Source organism: Actinomadura oligospora ATCC 43269 (assembly GCF_000518265.1).
In the GTDB taxonomy this organism is placed as follows: Bacteria; Actinomycetota; Actinomycetes; order Streptosporangiales; family Streptosporangiaceae; genus Spirillospora; species Spirillospora oligospora.
This window is the reverse complement of the sequence record NZ_KI912410.1, coordinates 504,659-525,375: the sequence shown is the minus strand read 5'-3', so window position 1 is coordinate 525,375 and position 20,717 is coordinate 504,659. Positions and strand designations below refer to the sequence as shown.

18 protein-coding genes are annotated in these 20,717 nt (G+C 72.8%); 14 read left to right on the top strand and 4 right to left on the bottom strand.

Annotation, left to right across the window (positions count from 1 at the left end):
- Positions 1-7 precede the first annotated feature (7 nt).
- The 5 genes from P696_RS0134020 to P696_RS0134000 are packed head-to-tail and all read left to right on the top strand — an operon-like array spanning position 8 to position 5,512.
- Positions 8-1,264 carry a glycosyltransferase gene (locus P696_RS0134020; RefSeq protein WP_064744228.1) on the top strand — a complete coding sequence of 419 codons (1,257 nt, stop codon included), beginning with the start codon at positions 8-10 and terminating at the stop codon, positions 1,262-1,264.
- A gap of 4 nt (positions 1,265-1,268) precedes the next feature.
- On the top strand, positions 1,269-2,573 hold the full coding sequence (locus P696_RS0134015) for an O-antigen ligase family protein (RefSeq protein WP_026415820.1): 1,305 nt from the start codon (positions 1,269-1,271) through the stop codon (positions 2,571-2,573).
- The gene (locus P696_RS0134010; RefSeq protein WP_026415819.1) at positions 2,570-3,871 is read left to right on the top strand and encodes an oligosaccharide flippase family protein; all 1,302 of its coding nucleotides are present in this window, start codon (positions 2,570-2,572) and stop codon (positions 3,869-3,871) included. Before P696_RS0134015 ends, P696_RS0134010 begins: the two co-directional genes overlap by 4 nt.
- The gene (locus tag P696_RS49940) at positions 3,868-4,614 is read left to right on the top strand and encodes a sugar transferase (RefSeq protein WP_051468490.1); all 747 of its coding nucleotides are present in this window, start codon (positions 3,868-3,870) and stop codon (positions 4,612-4,614) included. The genes P696_RS0134010 and P696_RS49940 overlap by 4 nt, the downstream gene beginning before the upstream one ends.
- 7 nt (positions 4,615-4,621) lie before the next feature.
- Positions 4,622-5,512, top strand: coding sequence for a glycoside hydrolase 5 family protein (locus tag P696_RS0134000; RefSeq protein WP_026415818.1), 891 nt, complete (start codon positions 4,622-4,624; stop codon positions 5,510-5,512).
- A 9-nt stretch (positions 5,513-5,521) separates the two neighbouring features.
- On the opposite strand, the gene P696_RS0133995 is transcribed toward P696_RS0134000, so the two are convergent.
- Both P696_RS0133995 and P696_RS0133990 read right to left on the bottom strand, forming a co-directional pair.
- A complete protein-coding gene (locus P696_RS0133995; protein ID WP_157430086.1) occupies positions 5,522-5,737 on the bottom strand; it encodes a hypothetical protein in 216 nt (71 codons plus the stop codon).
- Positions 5,738-5,862: 125 nt separating this feature from the next.
- The gene (locus P696_RS0133990; protein ID WP_026415816.1) at positions 5,863-7,443 is read right to left on the bottom strand and encodes a Rieske 2Fe-2S domain-containing protein; all 1,581 of its coding nucleotides are present in this window, start codon (positions 7,441-7,443) and stop codon (positions 5,863-5,865) included.
- A 457-nt stretch (positions 7,444-7,900) separates the two neighbouring features.
- Between P696_RS0133990 and P696_RS53245 the strand changes: the two genes are divergently transcribed.
- The 9 genes from P696_RS53245 to P696_RS0133945 all read left to right on the top strand — a co-directional run bounded on the left by P696_RS53245 (position 7,901) and on the right by P696_RS0133945 (position 17,103).
- Positions 7,901-8,662, top strand: a complete 762-nt coding sequence (locus tag P696_RS53245) for a sensor histidine kinase (RefSeq protein ID WP_051468489.1) — start codon at positions 7,901-7,903, stop codon at positions 8,660-8,662.
- A gap of 52 nt (positions 8,663-8,714) precedes the next feature.
- Positions 8,715-9,392, top strand: a complete 678-nt coding sequence (locus P696_RS49930; RefSeq protein ID WP_051468488.1) for a response regulator — start codon at positions 8,715-8,717, stop codon at positions 9,390-9,392.
- A gap of 294 nt (positions 9,393-9,686) precedes the next feature.
- On the top strand, positions 9,687-10,832 hold the full coding sequence (locus P696_RS0133975) for an alpha/beta hydrolase (protein WP_051468487.1): 1,146 nt from the start codon (positions 9,687-9,689) through the stop codon (positions 10,830-10,832).
- Position 10,833: 1 nt separating this feature from the next.
- Positions 10,834-12,150 carry an alpha/beta hydrolase gene (locus P696_RS0133970; RefSeq protein WP_026415814.1) on the top strand — a complete coding sequence of 439 codons (1,317 nt, stop codon included), beginning with the start codon at positions 10,834-10,836 and terminating at the stop codon, positions 12,148-12,150.
- Positions 12,151-12,313: 163 nt separating this feature from the next.
- The gene (locus P696_RS0133965) at positions 12,314-13,582 is read left to right on the top strand and encodes a sensor histidine kinase (protein WP_051468486.1); all 1,269 of its coding nucleotides are present in this window, start codon (positions 12,314-12,316) and stop codon (positions 13,580-13,582) included.
- Positions 13,579-14,244, top strand: coding sequence for a response regulator transcription factor (locus tag P696_RS0133960; RefSeq protein WP_026415812.1), 666 nt, complete (start codon positions 13,579-13,581; stop codon positions 14,242-14,244). The genes P696_RS0133965 and P696_RS0133960 overlap by 4 nt, the downstream gene beginning before the upstream one ends.
- A gap of 183 nt (positions 14,245-14,427) precedes the next feature.
- Positions 14,428-15,084, top strand: a complete 657-nt coding sequence (locus P696_RS0133955; protein ID WP_026415811.1) for a response regulator — start codon at positions 14,428-14,430, stop codon at positions 15,082-15,084.
- A 176-nt stretch (positions 15,085-15,260) separates the two neighbouring features.
- Positions 15,261-15,899, top strand: coding sequence for a DUF6230 family protein (locus P696_RS0133950; RefSeq protein ID WP_245627919.1), 639 nt, complete (start codon positions 15,261-15,263; stop codon positions 15,897-15,899).
- A 7-nt stretch (positions 15,900-15,906) separates the two neighbouring features.
- Complete coding sequence (locus tag P696_RS0133945) at positions 15,907-17,103, top strand: DUF6114 domain-containing protein (protein ID WP_026415809.1); 1,197 nt, start codon at positions 15,907-15,909, stop codon at positions 17,101-17,103.
- Positions 17,104-17,124: 21 nt separating this feature from the next.
- Here the strand turns inward: P696_RS0133945 and P696_RS49925 are convergent, their stop codons facing one another.
- Both P696_RS49925 and P696_RS49920 read right to left on the bottom strand, forming a co-directional pair.
- Positions 17,125-18,813 (bottom strand): protein kinase domain-containing protein, encoded by a 1,689-nt coding sequence (locus P696_RS49925; RefSeq protein ID WP_064744182.1) that lies wholly within the window; start codon positions 18,811-18,813, stop codon positions 17,125-17,127.
- 77 nt (positions 18,814-18,890) lie between these two features.
- Positions 18,891-20,573, bottom strand: coding sequence for a serine/threonine-protein kinase (locus P696_RS49920; protein ID WP_064744181.1), 1,683 nt, complete (start codon positions 20,571-20,573; stop codon positions 18,891-18,893).
- Positions 20,574-20,717 lie beyond the last annotated feature (144 nt).

Genomic DNA, 20,717 nt, shown 5'->3' with positions numbered 1-20,717 from the left:
GTGCGCCTTGGAAGCCCTGGATCCGGACCGCAAGCTGCGCGTCGCCACCGTGATCACGCGGTTCAACGGCGGCGCCGGGAACGTGGCGCTGAACGGCGCGCTCGCGCTCGATCCCGACCGTTACGAACGTGCCGTCATCACCGGTGGCGTCGGCATGGACAGCGCCACCGCGGACGGCTCGGACGGATCCGGCCAGGACGTGCTGCACGGTGAGGAGGCCGTGAAGAACGCCGCGGCCGGTGACCTGACCCCGCGCGCGTACGAGGCCGGGATGGAGATCACGCAGGTCCGGCCGCTCGTCCCGCAGATCTCGCCGCGCGACGACATGGCCGCGCTGCGCACGCTCACGGCCGTGCTCGCCGAGGGACGGTACGACGTCGTCCACACCCACAGCGCGAAGGGCGGCGTGATCGGGCGGATCGCCGCCGCCCGCGCCGGTGTGCCGCGCATCGTCCACACCTGGCACGGCTTCCCGTTCAACGAGTTCCAGTCGCGGCTGCGCCGGTCGGTGTACGTGCGGCTGGAACGCATGGCGGCCAAGCACACCGACGCGTTCCTGGCGATCGGCTCCGAGACCGTGACGACCGCCCTGCGCCTCGGCCTGACCACTCCGGACCGGGTGCGCCTGTCGTGGCCCGCCGTGGACGTGTCGGCGTTCGAGGCGGCGGCGTCGTCAGGCGCGCGCGCACGAGCCCGACGCCGCCTGGACCTGCCGCTCGGTGTGAAGGTCGTCGGGTCGGTCGGGCGGCTCCAGTTCCAGAAGGGCCCGGAGATCTTCGTCCGGGCCCTCGCGGAACTGCCCGACGACGTGTTCGGGCTCTGGGTCGGCGGCGGTCCGATGACCTCTGAACTGGAGAAACTCACCACCAAGCTCGGCCTGACCGACCGGATGCGCTGGCTCGGGCACCGCGACGACGTCCCGGAACTGCTGCCCGCGTTCGACGTGATGGCGATGGCGTCCCGCTGGGAGGGCCTGCCGTGCGTGCTGGTCGAGGCCATCGCCGCCGGGATCCCGCTGGTCGCGACGGCCGTGCCGTCCAACCAGGACCTGGTGCTCGCGGGCGAGACCGGGATGCTCGTCCCGCCGCAGGATCCGCACGGCCTCGCGGTCGCCGCCGCCGCGCTGCTCGACGAGCCGGTCGCCGCCGCGCGGATGGCCGAGCGGGCGCGCGGGCGCGTCGGCGACTGGTTCACCCCCGCCCACCTCGGCACCGTCCTCGACGAGACCTACCGAGGCACGTCCACCCGTCCCTTCCAGCGGTGACGCGATGCTCCTGACCTCGCCGAACGTCGTCGCGCCGGAGGTGGCCCCGTCCACTCCGGCGAAGCGGCACCGGCGGCTGACCGCGATCGTGCTGGTGCTGTCGATCGCGTCGCTGCCGATGCTGATGCCGTTCGGCATGGGTCCGGGGCCGGGCAACACCGCGATCCCCGACGTCCTGCTCGTCCTGCTGACCGGGACCACGCTGCTCTGGGCGACCTCGCAGGGCAGGCCGGTTCCGTGGCCGTTCCTCCTGCCGACGCTGCTGGCCGTCCTCGCGGGGTCCCTCGCGTCGCTGGTGAACGACGGCGCGGGCGCGTTGCCACTGGTCAAGGACGTGTTCGTCCTGCTGTGGGCGGTGTGCGTCGCCACGCTCTGCCAGGACGCGGGCATGACGCGGATCGCCCTGCGCGCCTACGTCTACATCGGCACGCTCTACGCCGTCACCGAGATCGTCGGGATGGCGGCGGGCATCGAGGCGCTGTCGGGCAAGCAGGTGGACGGCGCGCGCGCCATGTTCACCTTCGGCGACGCGAACTACGCGTCCAACTGGTTCATCTGCGTGTTCTTCATCGCGCGCGCCGCCCAGCTGCCGCGCCGGAAGGGCGCGCGCTGGACGGTCTGCGCGATCCTCCTCACCGCCGAGTTCCTGACCGGCTCGAACGGCGGCGCGCTCGCGCTCGGCGTCGCGCTCGTCGTCGGCTACCTCTGGGGGCTGGTCAGGGACGGCAAGGCGCACCACGCGGTCGCCGCGGGCGCGCTCGCGGCCGTCCTCGGCGGCGGGGCGGTCCTCGTCATCACCCAGATCGACACCGCCACCCTGGTCGAACGCGTCGGGAACACCGCGCCGATCCTCCGCGACTCGATCGGGCGGACGACCGGCGAGAGCACCGAGTCGCGCGGGACCGTCCTCAACACGACCCTGACCATGCTCGGCGAGCAGAAGCACCCCTTCGGGATCGGGCCGAACGAGGTGCGCCGGCACAGCTACGACGGGCAGTACTCCTACGTCCGCGAGGCCCACAACGACTACATCGCGGCCGTGCTGGAACGCGGCTTCCTCGGTGGCGTCGCGGTGATCGCGCTGGTGTTCGTCCTGCTGCTGCGCTGCGTCCGGATCGCGCGGCGCGGGGCGCTCAACCGCGAGTACTCCGACCTCGTCCCGCATCCCGAGCTGTTCGGGGCGCTGGTCGTGGTCTTCCTCGTGTCCGCGCTCTTCTACCAGACCCTGCACTACCGGCACGGCTGGGCGTTCTTCGGCCTCATCGCGGCCGTGGACCTCTACGGACGACGGCGGGAGGAGAACGCATGACGCTCCTGGAGGAACGCGCCGCCGGCCTGCGCGGACGGCTGCGCGGGGGCCTGGTCGGCCTGGTCGCGGGCAACATGGCCGGACGCCTCGGCGCGCTCGCCTCGCTCGGGATCGCGACGATCCTGGTCGCGCGGATCGGCGGGCCGAAGCTCGTCGGCGCGCTCACGCTCGTCCGGATCCTGCCCGGCATGGTCTGCCAGCTCTCGAACGCGGGCCTGATGGGCGCCGCGCCCTACTACCTGGCCGGAGAGCGGTACGACCAGCGGCGGGTGCGGCCGACGGTCGCGTGGCTGACGGTCGGCGGCGCGGTCGTCGGCGGGCTCGCCTGGCTCGTCCTGTCCCCCGGGATCTTCCACCTCTTCTTCCGGTCGTTCGGGTTCTGGATCGCGCTGGCCGCGGCCGTGCCGTCCTTCACGCAGGGGTTCGTGTCGGTCGGGAAGGGCCTGCTCCAGGGCACCGGCGACCTGCGCGGCGCGAGCCTGGCGATCACCGTCGAGGAGTTCGTGTTCCTGCCGTTCTACGTCGGCATGCTCGGCCTCTGGTACGGGCCGGGCGCGCTGATCACCGCGCTCGTCCTCGCCGACGTCGCCGCCGCCGCGTGGATCGCGCGCCGCCTCGCCCGGCGCGGCTTCTTCTCCGGCTGGGGACGCCCTTCCTTCGGCCTCGGACGCGAGATCGCCGGGTTCGGGATGCGCGGCCAGCTCGGGCAGCTCGTCGACCTGCTGAACCTGAGGCTGGACGTCGCCTTCCTCGGCGCGATGGCCGGACCGTCCGTCCTCGGGGTCTACACGGTCGCGTCGAAGTTCGCCGAGCTCGTGCAGTTGCCGGGGCTGGCGATGAACTACGTCCTGTACCCCGACTTCGCGAAGGAGGCGCGGGACGTCGCGGCCGAGCGGACGCGGAAGCTGATCCTGCCCGCGCTCGCCGTGTCCGCGGTGGCCATCGTGCCGCTCGCGCTGCTCACCGGGACCGTCCTGCCATGGGTGTTCGGGTCGTCGTTCGACGGCGCGCGCAATCCGACCTACCTGCTGCTCTGCGGGCTCGTCACGTTCGGCGTGTCCGGGCTGCTCCAGGCGTACCTCTACGGCGTCGGACGGCCCGGGCTCACCTCGGTCGCGCAGGCCGCCGGGCTCGCCGTCACCGTCGCCCTGGACCTGCTGCTCATCCCCCGCTTCGGCGCGACGGGCGCGGCGGTCGCGTCCGCCCTCTCCTACACCACGACCACTCTCGTCCTGCTGTTCTGGTTCGCCCGCCTGCGCGGCCGGACCACCCTCGAAGCGGAGGCGGCTCCGTCATGACCGAACTCCAGGTGTCCCCCGTCGACCCGTCCGACGGCGTTCCGCCCTCCGGCGCGCGCCGGGCGCTGGACGTGTTCGGCGCGCTGATCGGCCTGATCCTGCTGTCGGCGCCGCTCCTGCTGATCTGGTGCGTGGTGCGGACGTCCAGCTCGGGCCCCGGCCTGTTCCGGCAGACCCGCGTCGGGCAGGGCGGCCACCCCTTCACGATGCTGAAGTTCCGGACGATGCGGACGGGCGTCGGCGGCCTCACCGTCACCGCGAACGCCGACCCGCGGCTCACCCGCGTCGGACGGCTGCTGCGCGAGTGGTCCCTGGACGAGCTGCCGCAGCTGTGGAACGTCCTGCGCGGGGACATGACGCTGGTCGGGCCCCGTCCGGAGACCTACGACCTCGCCGTCCACTATGGCCCGGACACCCGCTGGGTCTTCGACCACCGGCCGGGGCTCACCGGGGTGTCGGAGGTCCGGTTCCGCGACTTCGACGTCCTCGGGCCGGGCGAGACCGTCGACCTGGTCAACTACATCGAGCGGATCGTCCCGGCGCGGGTCGCGGTGGACGCGGTCTACCTGCGCGAACCGTCCATGCGGGCGACGGTGCGCGCGCTGTGGGACACCGTCCGGCACATCCTCGGCTTCACCGTCCCGCCGCTGGCCGTCGGCCCGGACGGCGCGGTCAGGCCGGTCGAGAAGGAACCGGAGAAGGATCCGGAGAACGCCGGCGACCACGCCCCGGACGTGGCGTGAGGCGACCGTGAGGTTCAGGATCCTGATCGTCATCGCGGCGGTCGCGCTGGTCGCCGGGGTCGTCCTCGCCGTGCAGTGGCGCACGTCCGGCGGCTACCACCCGTACCGGGGGCCGAGCGCGACGCCCGGGACCCCTGCGGCGCGGGCCGTCCCCACCCGCCGGATCGCGCTGAACACCACGCCCGCCGACTACCCGCGGCTGAAGGAGCTCGGCTTCGACCTCGTGGACGCGCAGCCGGACGACGCCGCGCTCGCGCGGATCCCGGGCGGGATGCGGGCGATGCTCTGGGTCGGCAACTTCACCTGCGACGACTTCTCCCTGTCCTTCGACGCGTTCGCCGCGGCCGTCCGCAGGTACGGGCACGACCCGCGCGTCTACGGCTGGTACCTGTCGGACGAGCCGAACCCGGGCGCGTGCCCGAAGGTGCTCGGCGAGATCCGCCGCCGCGCCGACCTGATCAAGGCGCAGGCGCCCGGCCAGATCGCGTTCGTGTCGCTCACCGACTGGCCGATGGGCGACGCGACGCCCGCCAAGCTGAACGTGGACGTCGTCGGCCTCGACCCGTACCCGTGCCAGGGCGGAACCAGCCCGCGCGCCGACTGCGACCTCGGCGCGATCGACCGCATGGTGCGGCTCGCCGACCGCGCCGGGATCCCGCGCGCCTCGGTCGCGCCCGTCCTGCAGACCTTCGGGCAGGGCTGCTCGAACGGCGACAAGAAGTACTGGATGCCGACCGGCGGGCAGTTCCGGGCCCTCCTCGCGCGCTGGGACCGGCTCGTCCCGGACCCGCCGCTCGAGATCGCCTACTCGTGGGGCCACCAGGCGAAGTACGCCTGCCCGACCCTGTCGGACGCCGCCGACCTCCAGTCGATCCTGAAGGAGCGGAACACCCGCTGACGCCGGTGGCTACTCGGCGCCGGTGGCCGTGTGACCGGCCATCGCGGTCGGCCCGTCCTCCCCGGCGAACGGCACGTCGAACGAGCCCATCTTCAGCGCGAGCAGCTCCATGCCGCCCACCAGCAGGACGAACAGCACGGCGACGACGGCCAGGCGGCGGCGGTCGCCGCGCACCTTCCGCACCGTCGGCCGGGCCTTGCGCACAGCACCTTCGATCTTCCCCATGACCATCCGCAAAATCCCCTCAACCCCCGCGAAGCAGGGGAAACGTTACCGGATCGGCGGATCTCACACCCCCGGATTGATCGACCCCACGCCCTCCCGTCAGAACATCCACGCGGCGGCCGCGCTCAGGCGACGGGGCGGCTGCCGAGGCCGGCGGCGCGGGCGTTGACGCACTGTCCGGTCGCGAGGTCGAACGCGAAGTTGTGCGCGAGGCAGTGGATCTGGCCGTCCCGGACGACCGCGCCGATGGAAAGGTCCTCGCCCGCGTGCGGGCAGTAGCGCGGGATGTCGAAGGAGCGCCCGCCGGAACGGACGACGATGCGCTCCGACTCGTCCCGGCCGGTCTCGTACTCCTCGACCGCGCGCAGGGCCTGCGCGTTGGCGTGCTTGAGCAGCCCGACGAGGTAGTCGTTGTAGACGTCGGGGTCGCGGTAGAGGCTGAGCCGGAAGGAGATGAGCAGGTCCTCCCAGGCGAGGCGGCCGGTGAGGACGGTGTCCAGCCAGCGCCCCGCGACGGTGATCCGGTACTGCGGCCGGGCGTCCGGACGGGCCCCGGGGCCGCCCGCGTCGGTGACCGTCACCGCGCCGGGCCTCAGGTCCACGTCCCAGGTGCCGCCGTTCCGGCCGGTCACCTCGAACCGGACGGTCATCGCGATCTGCTCGAGGAAGTAGTCGCTGAGCGCGCCGAGCCGGTGGAAGTGCTCGGCGAACCGGTCGAACAGGTCCGGGCCGGGCTCGGGATAGTCCGCGAGGACGCCCGCGATCAGGTCCTTCCGGTCGGTGGCGTACCGCTCCAGGTAGCCGTCCCGGTCGGCGCCGGAGTAGGAGAACTCGGCCGACACCGGGTCGCGGGTGATCCCGCCGGTGTCCAGCTCGATCGCGTCGCCGGGGTGGAACGACGCGAACGCCTGGTTCGGCAGGTGCTCGCGCAGCCAGCCGACCGACGCGTCCGGGTCGCAGAACGCGCCGTCCTCCTGGTCGAGCACCCAGTTGAGATGGGAGACCTCGTCGTCCAGGAAGCACGGCGGCCCGGCGAACGGGACGGCCAGCTCCGGCGCGGTCTGCCGGACGAGCCGCTGCGCCGCGCGGAGCTTGGAGATCCGCTTGGCCAGCGAGATCCTCGCCATCTCCTCCGGCGGGTACTCGTAGCAGATCGGGTGCCAGGACGCGCCGGAGGTCTGCAGCGCCATGAGGTCGAGCCGCCCGCCCGCCAGGTGCTTGGCGCGGCGCGCCTGCGCGGCGGTCAGCCGGGCGTCGTTGCAGTGCAGGACGGCGCGGCCGTCCGCAACGATCAGAAATGCTGCGTCATGGCACATCGGCGACAACTCGGGAATCGCCGTGATCCACGACCCCCGATTGTCCAAGGGGAATTTCTCCCACGGTGACACTTCAATGACCTGGCGGGAACCGGCGGCCGTTCGCACGCGTTCTCTGAACGCGGGTCCCGGATATCCGGGAATGAGGATTCTGGTCCGCTCCGAAAGCCGTTCGATGACCCAGGGGTCGAAGTGGTCGAGGTGTTCGTGCGACACCGCGACCCAGTCGGCGTCGAGCAACCCCGGAACGTCCAGGTGATCATTTCTCGGATACTGGTGCCACGCTCCCAGGAAGGCCCCGGTGGGGGCGAGCCACGGGTCGGCGAGCAGGCGGAACGCGTCCGCGCGCACCGCAAGTCCGGCATGTCCGAGAAAAGTGACCTTGGGCATACCGGCACTGTGCCTGCCGCGCCAGTGCCGCACACCCATCGGAATGCGCAAGACCGCTACGCCGAAGGCATGAAGGAAATGACGCGCGGATGACCGGCGGGCGGCGTCCGCCGGATGATCGTGAGCCCGTCCTTGGACGTTCCGACAATGGACCCGGTTGGCGCGGATAATCGGACTGTCCACAACCGGTCAGGCAGCGGTCAGTGGCGGTCAATTGACTGGACATGGCGGGCGGTACGGGGTGACCGTCGAGAAACGGGCCGTGTGGGGAGACGGCCTCGCAGTACTCCTGGAGAGGTGCCGGCATCACGGACGGGGGTCCTCCATGCAGCACGGGCAGCCACGGTCCTCACCACCGCTCGACGCGCCACGCCGACCATCCGGCCCGGACCGTTCCGACAGCCCCGCGTCCTCTCCTCACGGCGACCCCTGCGCCCGCGCCGGAGCGGGAGACCCCGTGCTCTGGCGGCGGCGGCTGCGGCACGACATCCGGCACGAGCTCGGCACCGTGATCATGCTGGCGTCCGCGGTCGCGGTCGCCGACGACATCGGCCCGGCCAGCCGCGAGCGCGTCGAGCAGCTGCTCGGCGAGACCCGGTGGCTCGACCACCTGCTCCGCCAGCTCGACGAGGAGGCCGCCGACGGCGGCGACGACGACGCGTCCGCCCCCGCGCCCGCGCAGCGGCTCCGCGTGGACGAGCTGGCCGCCGAGGTCGTCACCGGCATCCGGCTCGCCACCCCGCACGAGGTGTGCTTCGAAGGCGAGCCCGCCTGGGCGCACATGGACGCGGTCGCGCTCTGGCGGGCGCTCCGCAACGTCCTCGACAACGCCTGCCGGGTCGCGGGCCACCGGGTGAACGTCCGGGTCGGCGTCGAACGCGGCTGGGTCGTGCTCCAGGTCGACGACGACGGCCCCGGCTTCGGCCAGGCCCCCGGCGGCCTCGCCTCGCTCGGGCTCGGCATCGTGCACGACCTGGTGTCCGGCTACGGCGGCAGCCTGGAGATCCGCACCTGCGAGATGGGCGGCGCGCGCGTCCGCCTGCTCCTCCCGTCCGCCCCGCCCCCGTCCGTCACCGACGCCCGCGACGTGAGCTTCGACACGGACCTCGACGCAAGCCTCGACGTGGACGCGGGCCGCGACCTGGACCACGGCCTGCGCGCCGGGCTCGGCAGCGACCTGGACGACGCCGACTGGGACGACTGGCGGCCGATCGGATGAACCCGACAGAGCACGCGGGGCACCGGCGGACGGCGCGAACCGGGCGGACGGCATGACGGCCGCCGCCGTCACCGTGGTGGTCTGCGACGACCACCGCGTGTTCACCGAGTCACTGTCGCTGGTGCTCGCCGACGCCGGGTACGCGGTCGTCGGGCAGGTCGACTCCCCCGCCGAGCTGCTCACCGTGCTGCGCGCCCGGCCCGCCGACCTGTGCCTGATCGACCTCAACTTCCCGGGCACCACCGCGCTGGAGTGGATGCCGCGGCTGCGCGCGGCGGCGCCGTCCACCCGGTTCGTGGTGCTGACCGGTTACCTGGAGCCGCCGGTCCTGTCGGCGGGCCTGACCGCCGGGGTGAGCGGGTTCGCGCACAAGGGCCAGCAGGCGGGCGACATCCTCGCGGTGCTGCGCCGGGTCGGCCGCGGCGAGATCGTCGCCGAGCGCGCCGCCCCGCGCCGCCCGGACGCGCGTCCCGGCGTCCCGGGGCAGAGCCAGGCGCAGCGGGTCGCGCGGTTCCTCACTCCGCGTGAGCGCGAGGTCCTGACCCGGCTGGCCCGGGGCGAGTCGACCCAGGCGCTCGCCAAGGCCATGGGCGTCACGCGGAGCACGGCGCGCAGCCACGTCCAGTCGGTGCTCAGCAAGCTCGGCGTGCACTCCCAGCGCGAGGCCGTCATCGAGGCCGCGAGGCACGGCCTGGTCAGCGTGGAGACGGGAGAATGGCTCGCGGGATGACCCCTCCGGGCGGGCTCGGCCGTGTCCCGTGAGCAGGGTCGCGGCGGGTCGCGCAAGGGTCCCCACCTGAAGGTTCGCTGAAACACCGGGCGAGCCCATCTGATCTTGCACATAGGGTAAACATGTGGCTAACCCTCTGGTCGGTAGGGTGACCGCACGGAATCGCCCAGGGCACTCCCGCGCCCCTACGATCCGGTTTCTGAATCTTCGCTGGAACTCTGCCGCATGTTTGCCGAGTTCTCTAAGGGCGCCCGGATGGCGAGGCGAAGCGTGAACCACTAGGGGGACCGACACATGCTGGGATTGACGAGCTGGGGGCTCATCATCCTGCTCTTGGTGATCCTGGCCGCCGCCGTGGGGCTGGTCGCGCTGCGCGGCTGGAACCGGCTGGCGGGACGGGGCCCGCTCGCCCTGGCCGGGCGGATCGGTGTGATGGCGGGCGTCCAGCTGGTGATCGTCTCGCTGGTCCTGACCGCGGTGAACAGGTACTACCTCTTCTACGGCAGCTGGTCGGACCTGCTCGGCGCCGCGGGCGGGAAGTCCCAGGTGCTGGAGAAACCCCCGGCGAACCCGAACGCCGCCGCGTCGTCCCAGGTCACGGTCACCTCGGCGGCGAAGCTCGGGCCGGGCAAGGGCCACACCCCGTCCAAGGACGGCCTGGTCCAGCACCTCGACATCCAGGGCGTCCGGACGGGCCTGAAGTCCGAGGCGTACGTGTACCTGCCGGCGCAGTACTTCCAGAAGCAGAACGCGGCCAAGCGGTTCCCCGTGGTGCTGTTCATCGCCGGTTACCCGGCCGCCGACCGGCTCACCTGGATCGACAAGGGGCACGTCCCCGAGGAGGCGTTCCTCCAGGTCTCGGCCAAGAAGGCGCAGCCGATGATCTACGTGATGATGCGCCCGACCATCGAGAACGGGTGGGACACCGAGTGCGCGGACGTCCCGGGCGGCCCGCAGGTCGAGACCTTCTTCTCCCAGGACATCCCGGACGCGATCTCGAACACCTACAGGAACCGCACCGCCCGCGACCGGCGCGGCTGGGGCCTCGCCGGGTACTCGACCGGCGGCTACTGCGCCACGAAGCTGGCGATGCTGCACTCCGACCGGTTCTCCGCCGCGTCCAGCATGGCCGGGCACTTCCACGCGCTGCTCGACACGACCACGCGTGACCTGTACGGCGGCAGCAAGGCCGTCCGCAACAGCAACAACCTGACCTGGCGCCTGAAGAACCTGCCGCAGCCGCCGGTCTCGATCCTGGTCGCGTCCGCGCTGACCGGCGAGAAGACCTACCCGTCCGCGCAGAAGTTCATGGCGGCCGCCCGGCCCCCGCTGCTGGTGGAGAAGTGGATGCTCCCGTCCGGCGGCCACAACTTCAAGGCGTTCCGCAAGTACATCCCTCCCACGATCACGTGGCTGAGCGATCACCTCCAGGGGGAGTGACGTGGAGCCGTCGAATCTCACGTTCATCGGGCCCGTGTGCCTGCTCGCCGCCGTGCTCGGGGTCGGCACGCTGTGGCTGTGGCCACGGCTGGCCGGCGGCGGGCTGAAACGGCTCGGCGCCCGCACCCTGCTGCTGGGCGTCTCCCAGGTCGCGCTGACCCTCGCGATCACCCTGCTGGTGAACCGCTGGTTCGTCTTCTACAACACCTGGGACGACCTGTTCGGGCCCGTCCGGGCCAACGCCAAGGTGCAGACCGTCCAGCCGAGCCGGGGCAAGGAGAGCACGCTCACCAAGCTGGTCAAGCGCACCACGACCACGCTCGGCCCGCGCCACCCGAACCGTCCCGCCGACCCCAAGGTGGACGGACGCGTCGACAGGCTGCAGATCACCGGCGCGACGACCGGGCTCACCACCGAGGCGTACGCCTACCTCCCCGCGCAGTACTTCCAGCCGCAGAACAAGGGCAAGCGGCTCCCGGTCGTGCTGGCGATCTCCGGAGGGTCCGGGCCGTCCGACGACAAGCTCGCCTGGATCAAGCAGGCGCGCCTGCCGGACGAGGCCGCCAAGCTCACCGCCGCGAACAAGATCCAGCCCGTCATCTACGTGATGCTCCGCTCGGTGAAGGGCCTGACCCAGGCGTCCGCGCCGCCCGCGGGCGGGACGGGCGCCGAGCCGCCCGACGGCCCGACCGGACGCCCCGTCGGCACCGGCGAGAACGGCGTGAAGCCCCCGGCCTCGGCGGGCACGCACCCGGCGTCCTGCCTGAACCTGCCGGGGAAGGGCACCGGGCAGGCCCTCGACTTCTACGCGCAGGACGTCCCGCTCGCGCTCAGCGACCTCTACCACCTGCCGAACGACCACAAGGGCTGGGGCGTGCTGGGCTTCGGCACGAGCGGCCAGTGCGCGGCCCGGCTGGCGATGACCGGCTCCTCCCGGTTCGGCGCCGCCGCGACGATCAACGCGGACTTCGACCTGTCCGCCGAGACGCCGTCCCCCCTCGCCGCCGACGAGACCCCCGGCCGCCCCCGCCCCGGCGACCCGTTCGGCGGCAGCGTCGCGTTCCGCCAGCAGCAGGACCTGTTCTGGCGCCTCGAGCACATGCCCCCGCCCCCGATCTCGATGCTGGTCTGGGTCGGGTCGGACGGACGCCGGGTCCAGCAGAGCGCCCGGTTCGCCTCCCTCGCCAAGGCCCCGATGCAGGTGGAGAAGTACGAGGAGCGCACCCTCCCGCCCGCCGCCGAGGGGACGCTCGGGGCCTGGCGCGGCCAGATCCCGAACGTCCTCAGCTGGTTCAGCCCCCGCCTCCAGGGCGAATGACCCCCTGCCCGGGCCGCGTTCCCGCGCGGCCCGTGGCTCGGCTCCGGCGGCCCGGGCATGGCCGCGCCGCCAGCGCTGTCGGGCCGCGTACTCCCGCGGGAGTACGGATGATCGCGCCCGGTGGGGGACGCGAGGGCGCACGCGGGCGTCCTAATGTGCCCGGGTGAGCGTTTCCGCACCGTCCGCCGCCCCCCGGCGGCTCCGGCCCCGGCTGCGGCCGGCGGCCTGGCCCTTCTGGGTCGTGCCCGTGTTCCTGGCGCTGTTCCAGGTGGGCGCGACGGAGGGGGCGGCGCACCGCCGCTGGGACCACGGCGGCCACCAGGCCCCGCCCGCGACGCCGCTGGACGCGCTGGGGCTCGCGCTGCTGGTCGGGGGTCCGGCCGTCCTGCTGCTGCGCCGCCGGTACCCCGTGGTCTCGCTGGCCTCCACAGGGCTGGTCACGGGCCTGTACTTCCTGCGGGCCTATCCGTACGGGCCGGTGCCGGTCGCGGCCTTCGTGGCGATCCTGGCGGCCCTGTACGCGGGGCACCGGCTGGTCGCCTGGGCCGGGACGCTCGGCGGCCTCGGCGTCTACTTCGCGGTCGCCTGGCTGATCGGGGTCGACCCGGAGCAGCGCGGCCTCTCGGCGAACACCTTCCCGGTCCCCCGTCCGGAGATGGCCGAGGTGCTGTTCGCGCTGGGGTGGGCGCTGGTCGTCCTGGTCTATGGCGAGCTGATGCGGATGCGGGCGCAGCGGTCGGCCGCCGCCGAGCGGTCGCGGGCCGAGCGGGAGCGCCGGCAGGCCAGCGAGGAGCGGCTGCGGATGGCGCGCGAGCTGCACGACGTCCTGGCGCACAACGTCTCCATGATCAACGTGCGGGCCGGGGTGGCGCTGCACCTGCTGGACGACGATCCGGAGGAGGCGCGCGCCGCGCTCACCGCGATCAAGGAGGCCAGCAAAGAGGTCCTCACCGAGATGCGGTCGGTGATCGGGGCGCTGCGCGCGCAGGACGAGTCCGCGCCGCGCTCCCCCACGGCCGGGCTGGTCAGGCTGGACGAGCTGGCCGCCCGCGCCCGCGCCTCCGGGCTGCGGGTCGAGGCCGGGACGAGCGGGGACGTCCGGCCGCTGCCCGCCGCGTGCGACCTGGCCGCGTTCCGGATCGTCCAGGAGTCGCTGACCAACGCGGCGCGGCACGGCGGGCCCGGTCCGGTGACCGTGCGCGCGCACATCGACTACGGCGAGCGCGAGCTGACCGTCCGGGTGGAGGACGATGGACGCGGCGCGCCGGGCCCGGAGGACGACGGTGAGCGGCTGGGCGGCGGCGCGGGCCTGCGCGGGATGCGGGAGCGCGCGGCGGCGCTCGGCGGCTCGTTCCGCGCCGGGCCGCGGCCGGGCGGCGGGTTCCGCGTGGAGGCCGTCCTGCCGATCGACGCTGATGAGGAGCGGGCATGATCAGGGTGTTGCTGGCCGACGACCAGGCGCTGGTCCGGGCGGGGTTCCGGGCGCTGCTGGCCGCGCAGCCGGACATCGAGGTGGTCGGCGAGGCGGGCGACGGCGAGGAGGCCATCGCGGACGCGCGGCGGCTGCGTCCCGACGTGATCCTCATGGACATCCGCATGCCCGGCCTGGACGGCCTGGAGGCGACCCGCCGGATCGCGTCCGACGAGCGGCTGGGCGAGGTCCGGATCGTCATCCTCACCACCTTCGAGCTGGACGAGTACGTCTTCGAGGCGGTGCGCGGCGGGGCCAGCGGCTTCCTGGTCAAGGACACCGAGCCGGTCGAGCTGATCCACGCGGTGCGGGTGGTGGCGGACGGGGACGCGCTGCTGTCCCCGAGCGTCACGCGCCGGCTGATCGCCGAGTTCGCCACCCGGACGCGTCCGGCGCACGTGTCGCCCCGGCTGAACGACCTGACCGACCGGGAGCGCGAGGTGCTCGGACTGGTCGGCGAGGGGCTGTCCAACGAGGAGATCGCGGCCCGCCTGGTGGTCAGCCCGGCCACGGCGAAGACGCACGTCAGCCGCGCGATGGTGAAGCTCGGCGCGCGCGACCGGGCGCAGCTGGTGGTGCACGCCTACGAGTCCGGCCTCGTCCGGCCCGGCTGGCTCACCTGACCCCGGCCGACCGCTGGCACGACCCCGGCGGCCTGTCGCCCTGGGCGCCGGGGCCCGCGCCCGAGGCCCGGAGGGGAATTCTCACTCTGCGACATTCCTCTGTCGCTGAGCGTGCGGACATGCGATGGTGTGAGATCCGGGGGGTGCACGGCGCAGGCTGAGAGGTGTGCTCGGAGGGTTGGCGTGGCCGACGTGACCAGGATCCTCGCGGTCGACGACAGGGCGGACAATCTCGTTGCCTTGCGGGCGGTGCTCGACGCGCTGCCCGTCGAGGTCGTGTGCGCCGACTCGGGCCGCGCGGCGCTGCGCGCGCTGCTCGACGGGGATTTCGGGCTGATCCTCATGGACCTCGTCATGCCGGGCATGGACGGCCTGGAGACCGCGCGGCACATCCGCAGCCGTCCGCGCACCCGGCACGTCCCGATCGTCTTCCTGACCGCCAGCGACACCCCCGACCTGGCCCCGCGCGTGTACGCGGTCGGCGCGGCCGACCTGCTGACCAAGCCGTTCGACCCCTGGCTGCTGCGCGCCAAGGTGACGGCGTTCGCCGAGCTGGACCGGCACCAGCGCGAGCTGCGGCGCCAGGCCGCCCTCCTGCGGGCCGCCGCCACCGCGGCCACCGCCGCGGCGACCGGTTCGTCCACCGTGTCCGTCCCGGTTCAGGTCGCCGACCCCGGTCCGGCGGAGACGCGGCTCAAGCTCGTGGACGCGCGGCTGCGTGAGATCGAGTCGCTCGCGGAGGGCCTGGACCCGGCCGTTCCGCCGCTCTGCGCGCAGGTCCGGGCGCTGCGCCAGGCGCTCGATCCGCTGCTGCGCGGGGGCGTCGCGCACCGAATTTGATCACTGTGGGTAGCGCTTTCCGGTCGCCCCGAACCGCCGCTATTACATGATCAATCGAATATCCCCCCAGCTCAGCCACTGTCAGGTTTTACCTTTAATTTCGGACCTGGGTTTGAGCAAGTAAGTACTTGAGGGTAACTTGCACGATGAGTTACCGAGGTGACGATCGTCACCTGATGACCGTTTCCCACCCCCTCGTCCCCCAGGGAGAGCACATGACCGACTCCAACGAGGCCGCGCTCGGCAAGGTCCGCTGGAAGCGTTTCGCCGCCCTCGCCGGGCCCGCCGTGGTCGGCGCCGGAGCCCTGGTCTTCATGACCGCGCAGGGTGCGCTCGCGTCCTCGTTCGCGGTCTCCGGCGGCAGCTTCAAGGTGAAGGCCGCGGCCCTCGACGGCACCGGCTTCGTCCAGTACGGCGGCGCGGACGAGCAGAAGAACGGCACCAAGCACCTGGTCCAGATCTCCGGCATCAAGAACGCCGAGATCACCAACATGTGCCAGTCGGTGAAGGTGCTGCCGGGCGTGGTCCTGCGGCTCACCGCGGGCGACGCCGGCACCCCGGTCCAGGCCAGCAACCTCACCCTGGACGTCGAGCAGCTCGACGCCGACGCCGAGTTCAAGAACATCGAGATCGGGCGCGACGCGTCCACGATGGACAAGAACACCCAGGCCCTCGGCCGCGCCGGCGCCGGCATGTTCGGGCAGCAGGCCGACGAGGTGCACCTGAAGAACGTCCGCCAGGTCGCGTGGGCCACCACCGCCGGCACGTTCAAGCTCCACAACCTTTCGATGAAGCTCGGCGACGAGTGCTTCTGAGGCGCGCATGAGTTCTCCCACTCCGCACGGGTTCCGCCGGTGGCGGCGCACGCGTCCCTTCTGGGGCGGGCTGCTCGCCGTCCTCGGCGGCCTGGAGATCATCTCCATCCCGCTGGCTCCGATGCCGATCGTGATCCACCAGGGCATGGCCGGGATCGCGAGCTGGCTGTTCGGCGCCCTGCTCGTGGTCGCCGGTCTGCTGCTGTGGTTCCAGCCCGCCCAGCGCTCCTTCTTCGGCGTGCTGGCCGTCCTGCTGTCGCTCGGCTCGTTCCTGACGTCCAACTTCGGCGGGTTCCTGCTGGGCATGCTGCTCGGGCTGATCGGCGGCGCGCTCGGCTTCGCCTGGACGCCCGGCGCCAAGAAGCGCAGGGGCCGCGACCCGGTCCCCGCCTCTGACACGCCGGCCGCCCTGGCGACCGCTCCGCTGGTGGAGGCCGCTCCCCAGGTCGTCCAGGAGTCGCGGAGGGGCGCGCACGCGGCCCCGCGCGGCGGACGGATCCTCGGCCTCGCCCTGCCGATCGCGGCGGCCCCCGCGCTGCTCGGCGGGCACCTGCTGAGCACGTCCCCCGCTCCGACTCCGTCCTCGGCGGCCACTCCGTCCTCCGCGGTCACTTCGTCATCGGCGGTCACCCCGTCATCGGCGGGCACCCCCTCATCGGCGGTCACTCCGTCGGCGTCGCCGAGCCCCAGCGCCTCGCCGAGCACGTCCCCCAGTGCCTCGCCGAGCACGACCGCTTCGCCGAGTCCCAGCGCGACGCCCAGCGCGACGCCGTCGGCGAAGGCCGAGACGAAGTCGGCGGGGTCGGTCCCCGGGATGTACGGCGACGTCTCGACACTGCGCGCGAGCTCGCTCGCGATGTCGGGACTGAGCTACGACGGCGTCGCCGACCTCCAGACCCGGCAGGGGACGGTCAAGGCCCTGAAGTTCAGCATGGACAAGGCCGTGCTGAAGAACGTGAACCAGACCGTCCGGCATGGCGCGGCGTCCTCCTCGATGACCACGCCGAAGCTCACCCTGACCGGCGACGTGGTCATGTACACGACGAAGATGTCGTCGAAGCTGCTCGGGATCCCCCTGACGTTCAGCCCCGAGCACCCGCCGCCGCTCGTCCTGCCGATCATGACGATGACGGACGTGGTGTCGGAGCAGCCCTCGGTGAGCGCGCGCGCCGCGAGCGCCGACGGTCTCTCCATCGGCGCCTGACGACGGCCGGGGGCCGGGCGGTCAGCCGACCTTGAACGTGGCGTACATCGTGTCGCGGGTCTTCTGGCCGGCCGCCCAGTTCTTCTCCGGCGTCCGGAAGTACAGCGCGAACGGACGGCCCTTGATCTGGACGAACCGGTCCACCACGTGGAACCGGGCGTCCCGGGTGAAGGTGAACTCCCAGTCGGCGGCCGGAACGCCCTGGTAGGACACCGGGGTGACGCCGATCTCGTGGTAGCCGGGCAGCCGCGACGACCCCGGCGCCAGCCTGCTCTGCCTCCGGGCCTGCAGGACGGGCGTCGAGGCGTCGGTCGTCCAGGACGTGATGTCCACCTGGAGGAACGAGGTGCCGTCCGGGGACTGGATCTTCGGCGCGCCGTCCGCCGAGTCCGTCCACTGCCAGTCCACCGGCGCCGACAGCGAGTACCCGTCCCGCGTGAAGGTCTTGTAACCGGCGGGCGCGCCCCCGCCCGTGACCCGCTGGCGGATCAGGTACGCGGCGGCCAGCACGGCCCCCACGACCAGCAGGACGATGATCGTCACCAGGACGGTATGGCGGTGGCGTCCCTGGGACGGCGACGCGGGCTGCGGCGCCGGCGACCGGGTGTACGGCTCCCGCTCGAGGGTCTCGGAGGCGTGGGAGGCGGGCCGGGTGGACGGCTCGTCCGGGGCCGTCCGGGCGAGGGGCACGTGCGGCGTGTCGCGGCGGACCGACTGCGGGTCGCGATGGACCGACGGCGGGTCGCGATGGACCGACTGCGGCTCGCGCCGGACGGGCGGCGGCTCCTGCCGCACCGCCATCCGGTGCATCTCGCCCGGGTCGGTGACCGTCTCGACGGGGCCGTCCATGACGGTCCGCGGCTCGTCGCCCATCGTCTCCCCGGCCGACGGCTCGGGCGTCGAGGCGACCCGCGCGAGCAGCGGCTCGGCCTGCTCACCGCTCATCCGGTGCATCGGCTGCCGCGCCAGCAGGCCGTCCAGGACCTGCCGCAGCGGGCCCGCGTTGCGGGGCGGCGGCACCGGCTCCAGGAGGGCGGCCTGCAGCGACGCCATCGCGTCCGACCGCTCGTACGGCGACCGTCCCTCCAGCGCCGCGTACATGGTCGCGCCGAGGGACCACAGGTCCGACGCCGGGACGGCCCGCACCCCCTGCGCCCGCTCCGGCGGGATGTACGCGGGAGACCCCATGACCAGCCCGGTCTGGGTCAGCGTCGCGTCCCCCTCCATCTGCGCGATGCCGAAGTCGGTCAGCACCACGCGGCCGTTGTCGCACAGCAGCACGTTCGACGGCTTGACGTCCCGGTGCAGGATCCCCTTGGAGTGCGCGTGCCGCAGCGCCCCGAGCATCTGCAACCCGATGTCGGCGACGCGCGCGTGCGCGAGCGGCCCCTCCTCGTCGAGGACGTCCTGGAGCGACGGCGCGATCAGCAGCTCCATGACGATCCACGGCCGCCCGTCCTCCTCGACGACGTCGTGGACGACGACCACCCCGGGATGGCTCAGCCGCGCGGACGCCCTGGCCTCCCGCAACGTCCGCTCGTACATGACGGCGCGCTCGTCGTCGGCGAGGCCGGGCGGCAGCAGGACCTCCTTGACCGCCACCTCCCGGTGGAGCATGGTGTCCCGGGCGCGCCACACCGTGCCCATGCCGCCACGGCCGACCACCGCGTCCAGCCGGTAGCGGCCCGCGAGCAGACGTCCCTCTCCCATGACCAAATGGTCCCCCGTCGGAGCAAATGCTGCTGAGTGGGACGCTCCGCGGCGTCCCCCGGTTCATTGGACCAGCATTATCCGGCGCTTTCGAGCACTTGCCGGAGCGTGGGACGCATCGCCGCCCACCGCGTCTCGGGCGCGACGACGATGATCGCGTAGGGCTGGCCCGCCTTGCGGAAGCCCCGGTCCAGAGCGTGCGTGGGCTCGTTGCTGCGGAGCCAGGTGAACTCCAGGTCGGACGCCGGCTGGTTGTTCCTCGCGACGGACGGGCGCAGGTCGAGCTGGGTGAAGCCCTTGAGGGTCCTGAGGGTGTTCGGGTCGCGCACCCAGGTCCTCCAGTGCTGCTCGGGCGTTCCGGCCCAGAAGTTGTCCTGGACCTGGACGTAGCTGGAGGTGTTCGGGTCGACGAAGGTCTTGGCGTCCTGGCGCCGCCACCCCTTCGGGACGGCGACTCGGAGGCCCCCGACGTTCTGCAGCGTCATGCCGGGCGGCGCGCTAGGGGGCCGCTTCACCGGCGTCCCGGAGTGGCCGCCGCCGCCCTTCGGGGGCGTGGTGCCCGACTGCGTCGGCGACGGCTTGGCCCCGGGCTTCTGGTCCTCTCCGGACCGTCCGAGGGCGTAGTAGCCCACCCCGCCGACAAGGGCCAGGGCGGCGAGAACCCCGACCACGGACAGGACGGCCTTGCCCGATCCTCCGCCGGTCGCCACCGCTTGCGTGCCGTCCTGGGGCGAGACGTGCGGAACGCCCCCCTGCGGCGAGACATGCTGCGTGGCGCCCTGCGGCGAGACCTGCTGCGTGACCGGCTCGGCCGTCCAGGCCGGCGGAACCGGCACCTGCGCCTGCGGGGCGGGGACCTGCGGAGCGGGCACCGGCGCCGGGAGAAGGGGCGTCTGCGCGTCCCGCACGGTCGGAGGGCCGGTGGAGACGGCGAGCCGACCGAGCTCCTGCTCGACCCGGTCGATGTCCGGACGGCGCGCGGGGTCGCGGTCGAGCATCGCGGTCAGCAGCGGCGACAGCTCCCCGGCCTGCCGCGGCGGCGGCGCGTCCAGCGTCATGATCGCGGCCAGGACGGCCATGGCGTCGCTGCGGTGGTGCGGCGCCTTGCCCTCCACCACGGCGTACAGCGTCGCGCCGAGCGCCCACACGTCCGACGCGGGGCCCGCCGCCTCGCCCTTGACCCGCTCGGGCGCCATGTAGGCGGGCGAGCCCATGACCATGCCCGTCCGGGTGAGCGTCGCGTCCCCGGACAGCTGCGCGATACCGAAGTCGGTGAGGACGGCCCGTCCGTCGGCGGTGACGAGCACGTTGGCGGGCTTCACGTCCCGGTGCAGGATCCCGACGGCGTGCGCGGCCCGCAGCGCGCCCGCCAGCTGGCGGCCGAGCGCCGCGACCCGCTGCGGCGGCTGCGGACCGTCCTCGTCCATGATGTCCTGCATCGACCGCGACGGGACGAGCTCCATGACGAGCCACGGCCGGTCGTCGTGCACCACCACGTCGTGGACGGTCACGACCCCCGGGTGCCCGAGCCGCGCGGACGCCCGCGCCTCCCGCATCATCCGCGCGTACGCGGTGCTCCGCTCCTCGTCGGTCAGCGAGGGATGAAGCCGGATCTCCTTGATCGCGACCTCGCGGTCCAGCGTCTCGTCCGTGGCCCGCCAGACCGTCCCCATCCCGCCTCTGCCCAGCACGGACAGCAGCCGGTACCGGCCAGCGAGGGGGACGTCGGTCCCCGGTCCCGTCACTTCACCCTCCGCCATGAGCAGCGACTTTACCGACAACGGGTAACGGATCGGCGAACCAGCGGCATTCCGCGCCCGGTCAACCCCGGAAAAATCCACCTTGCCACCCCCGCCCCCCTGTGCTCGCACACCCCACGATCACCATCGAGCGAAGGAGCGACG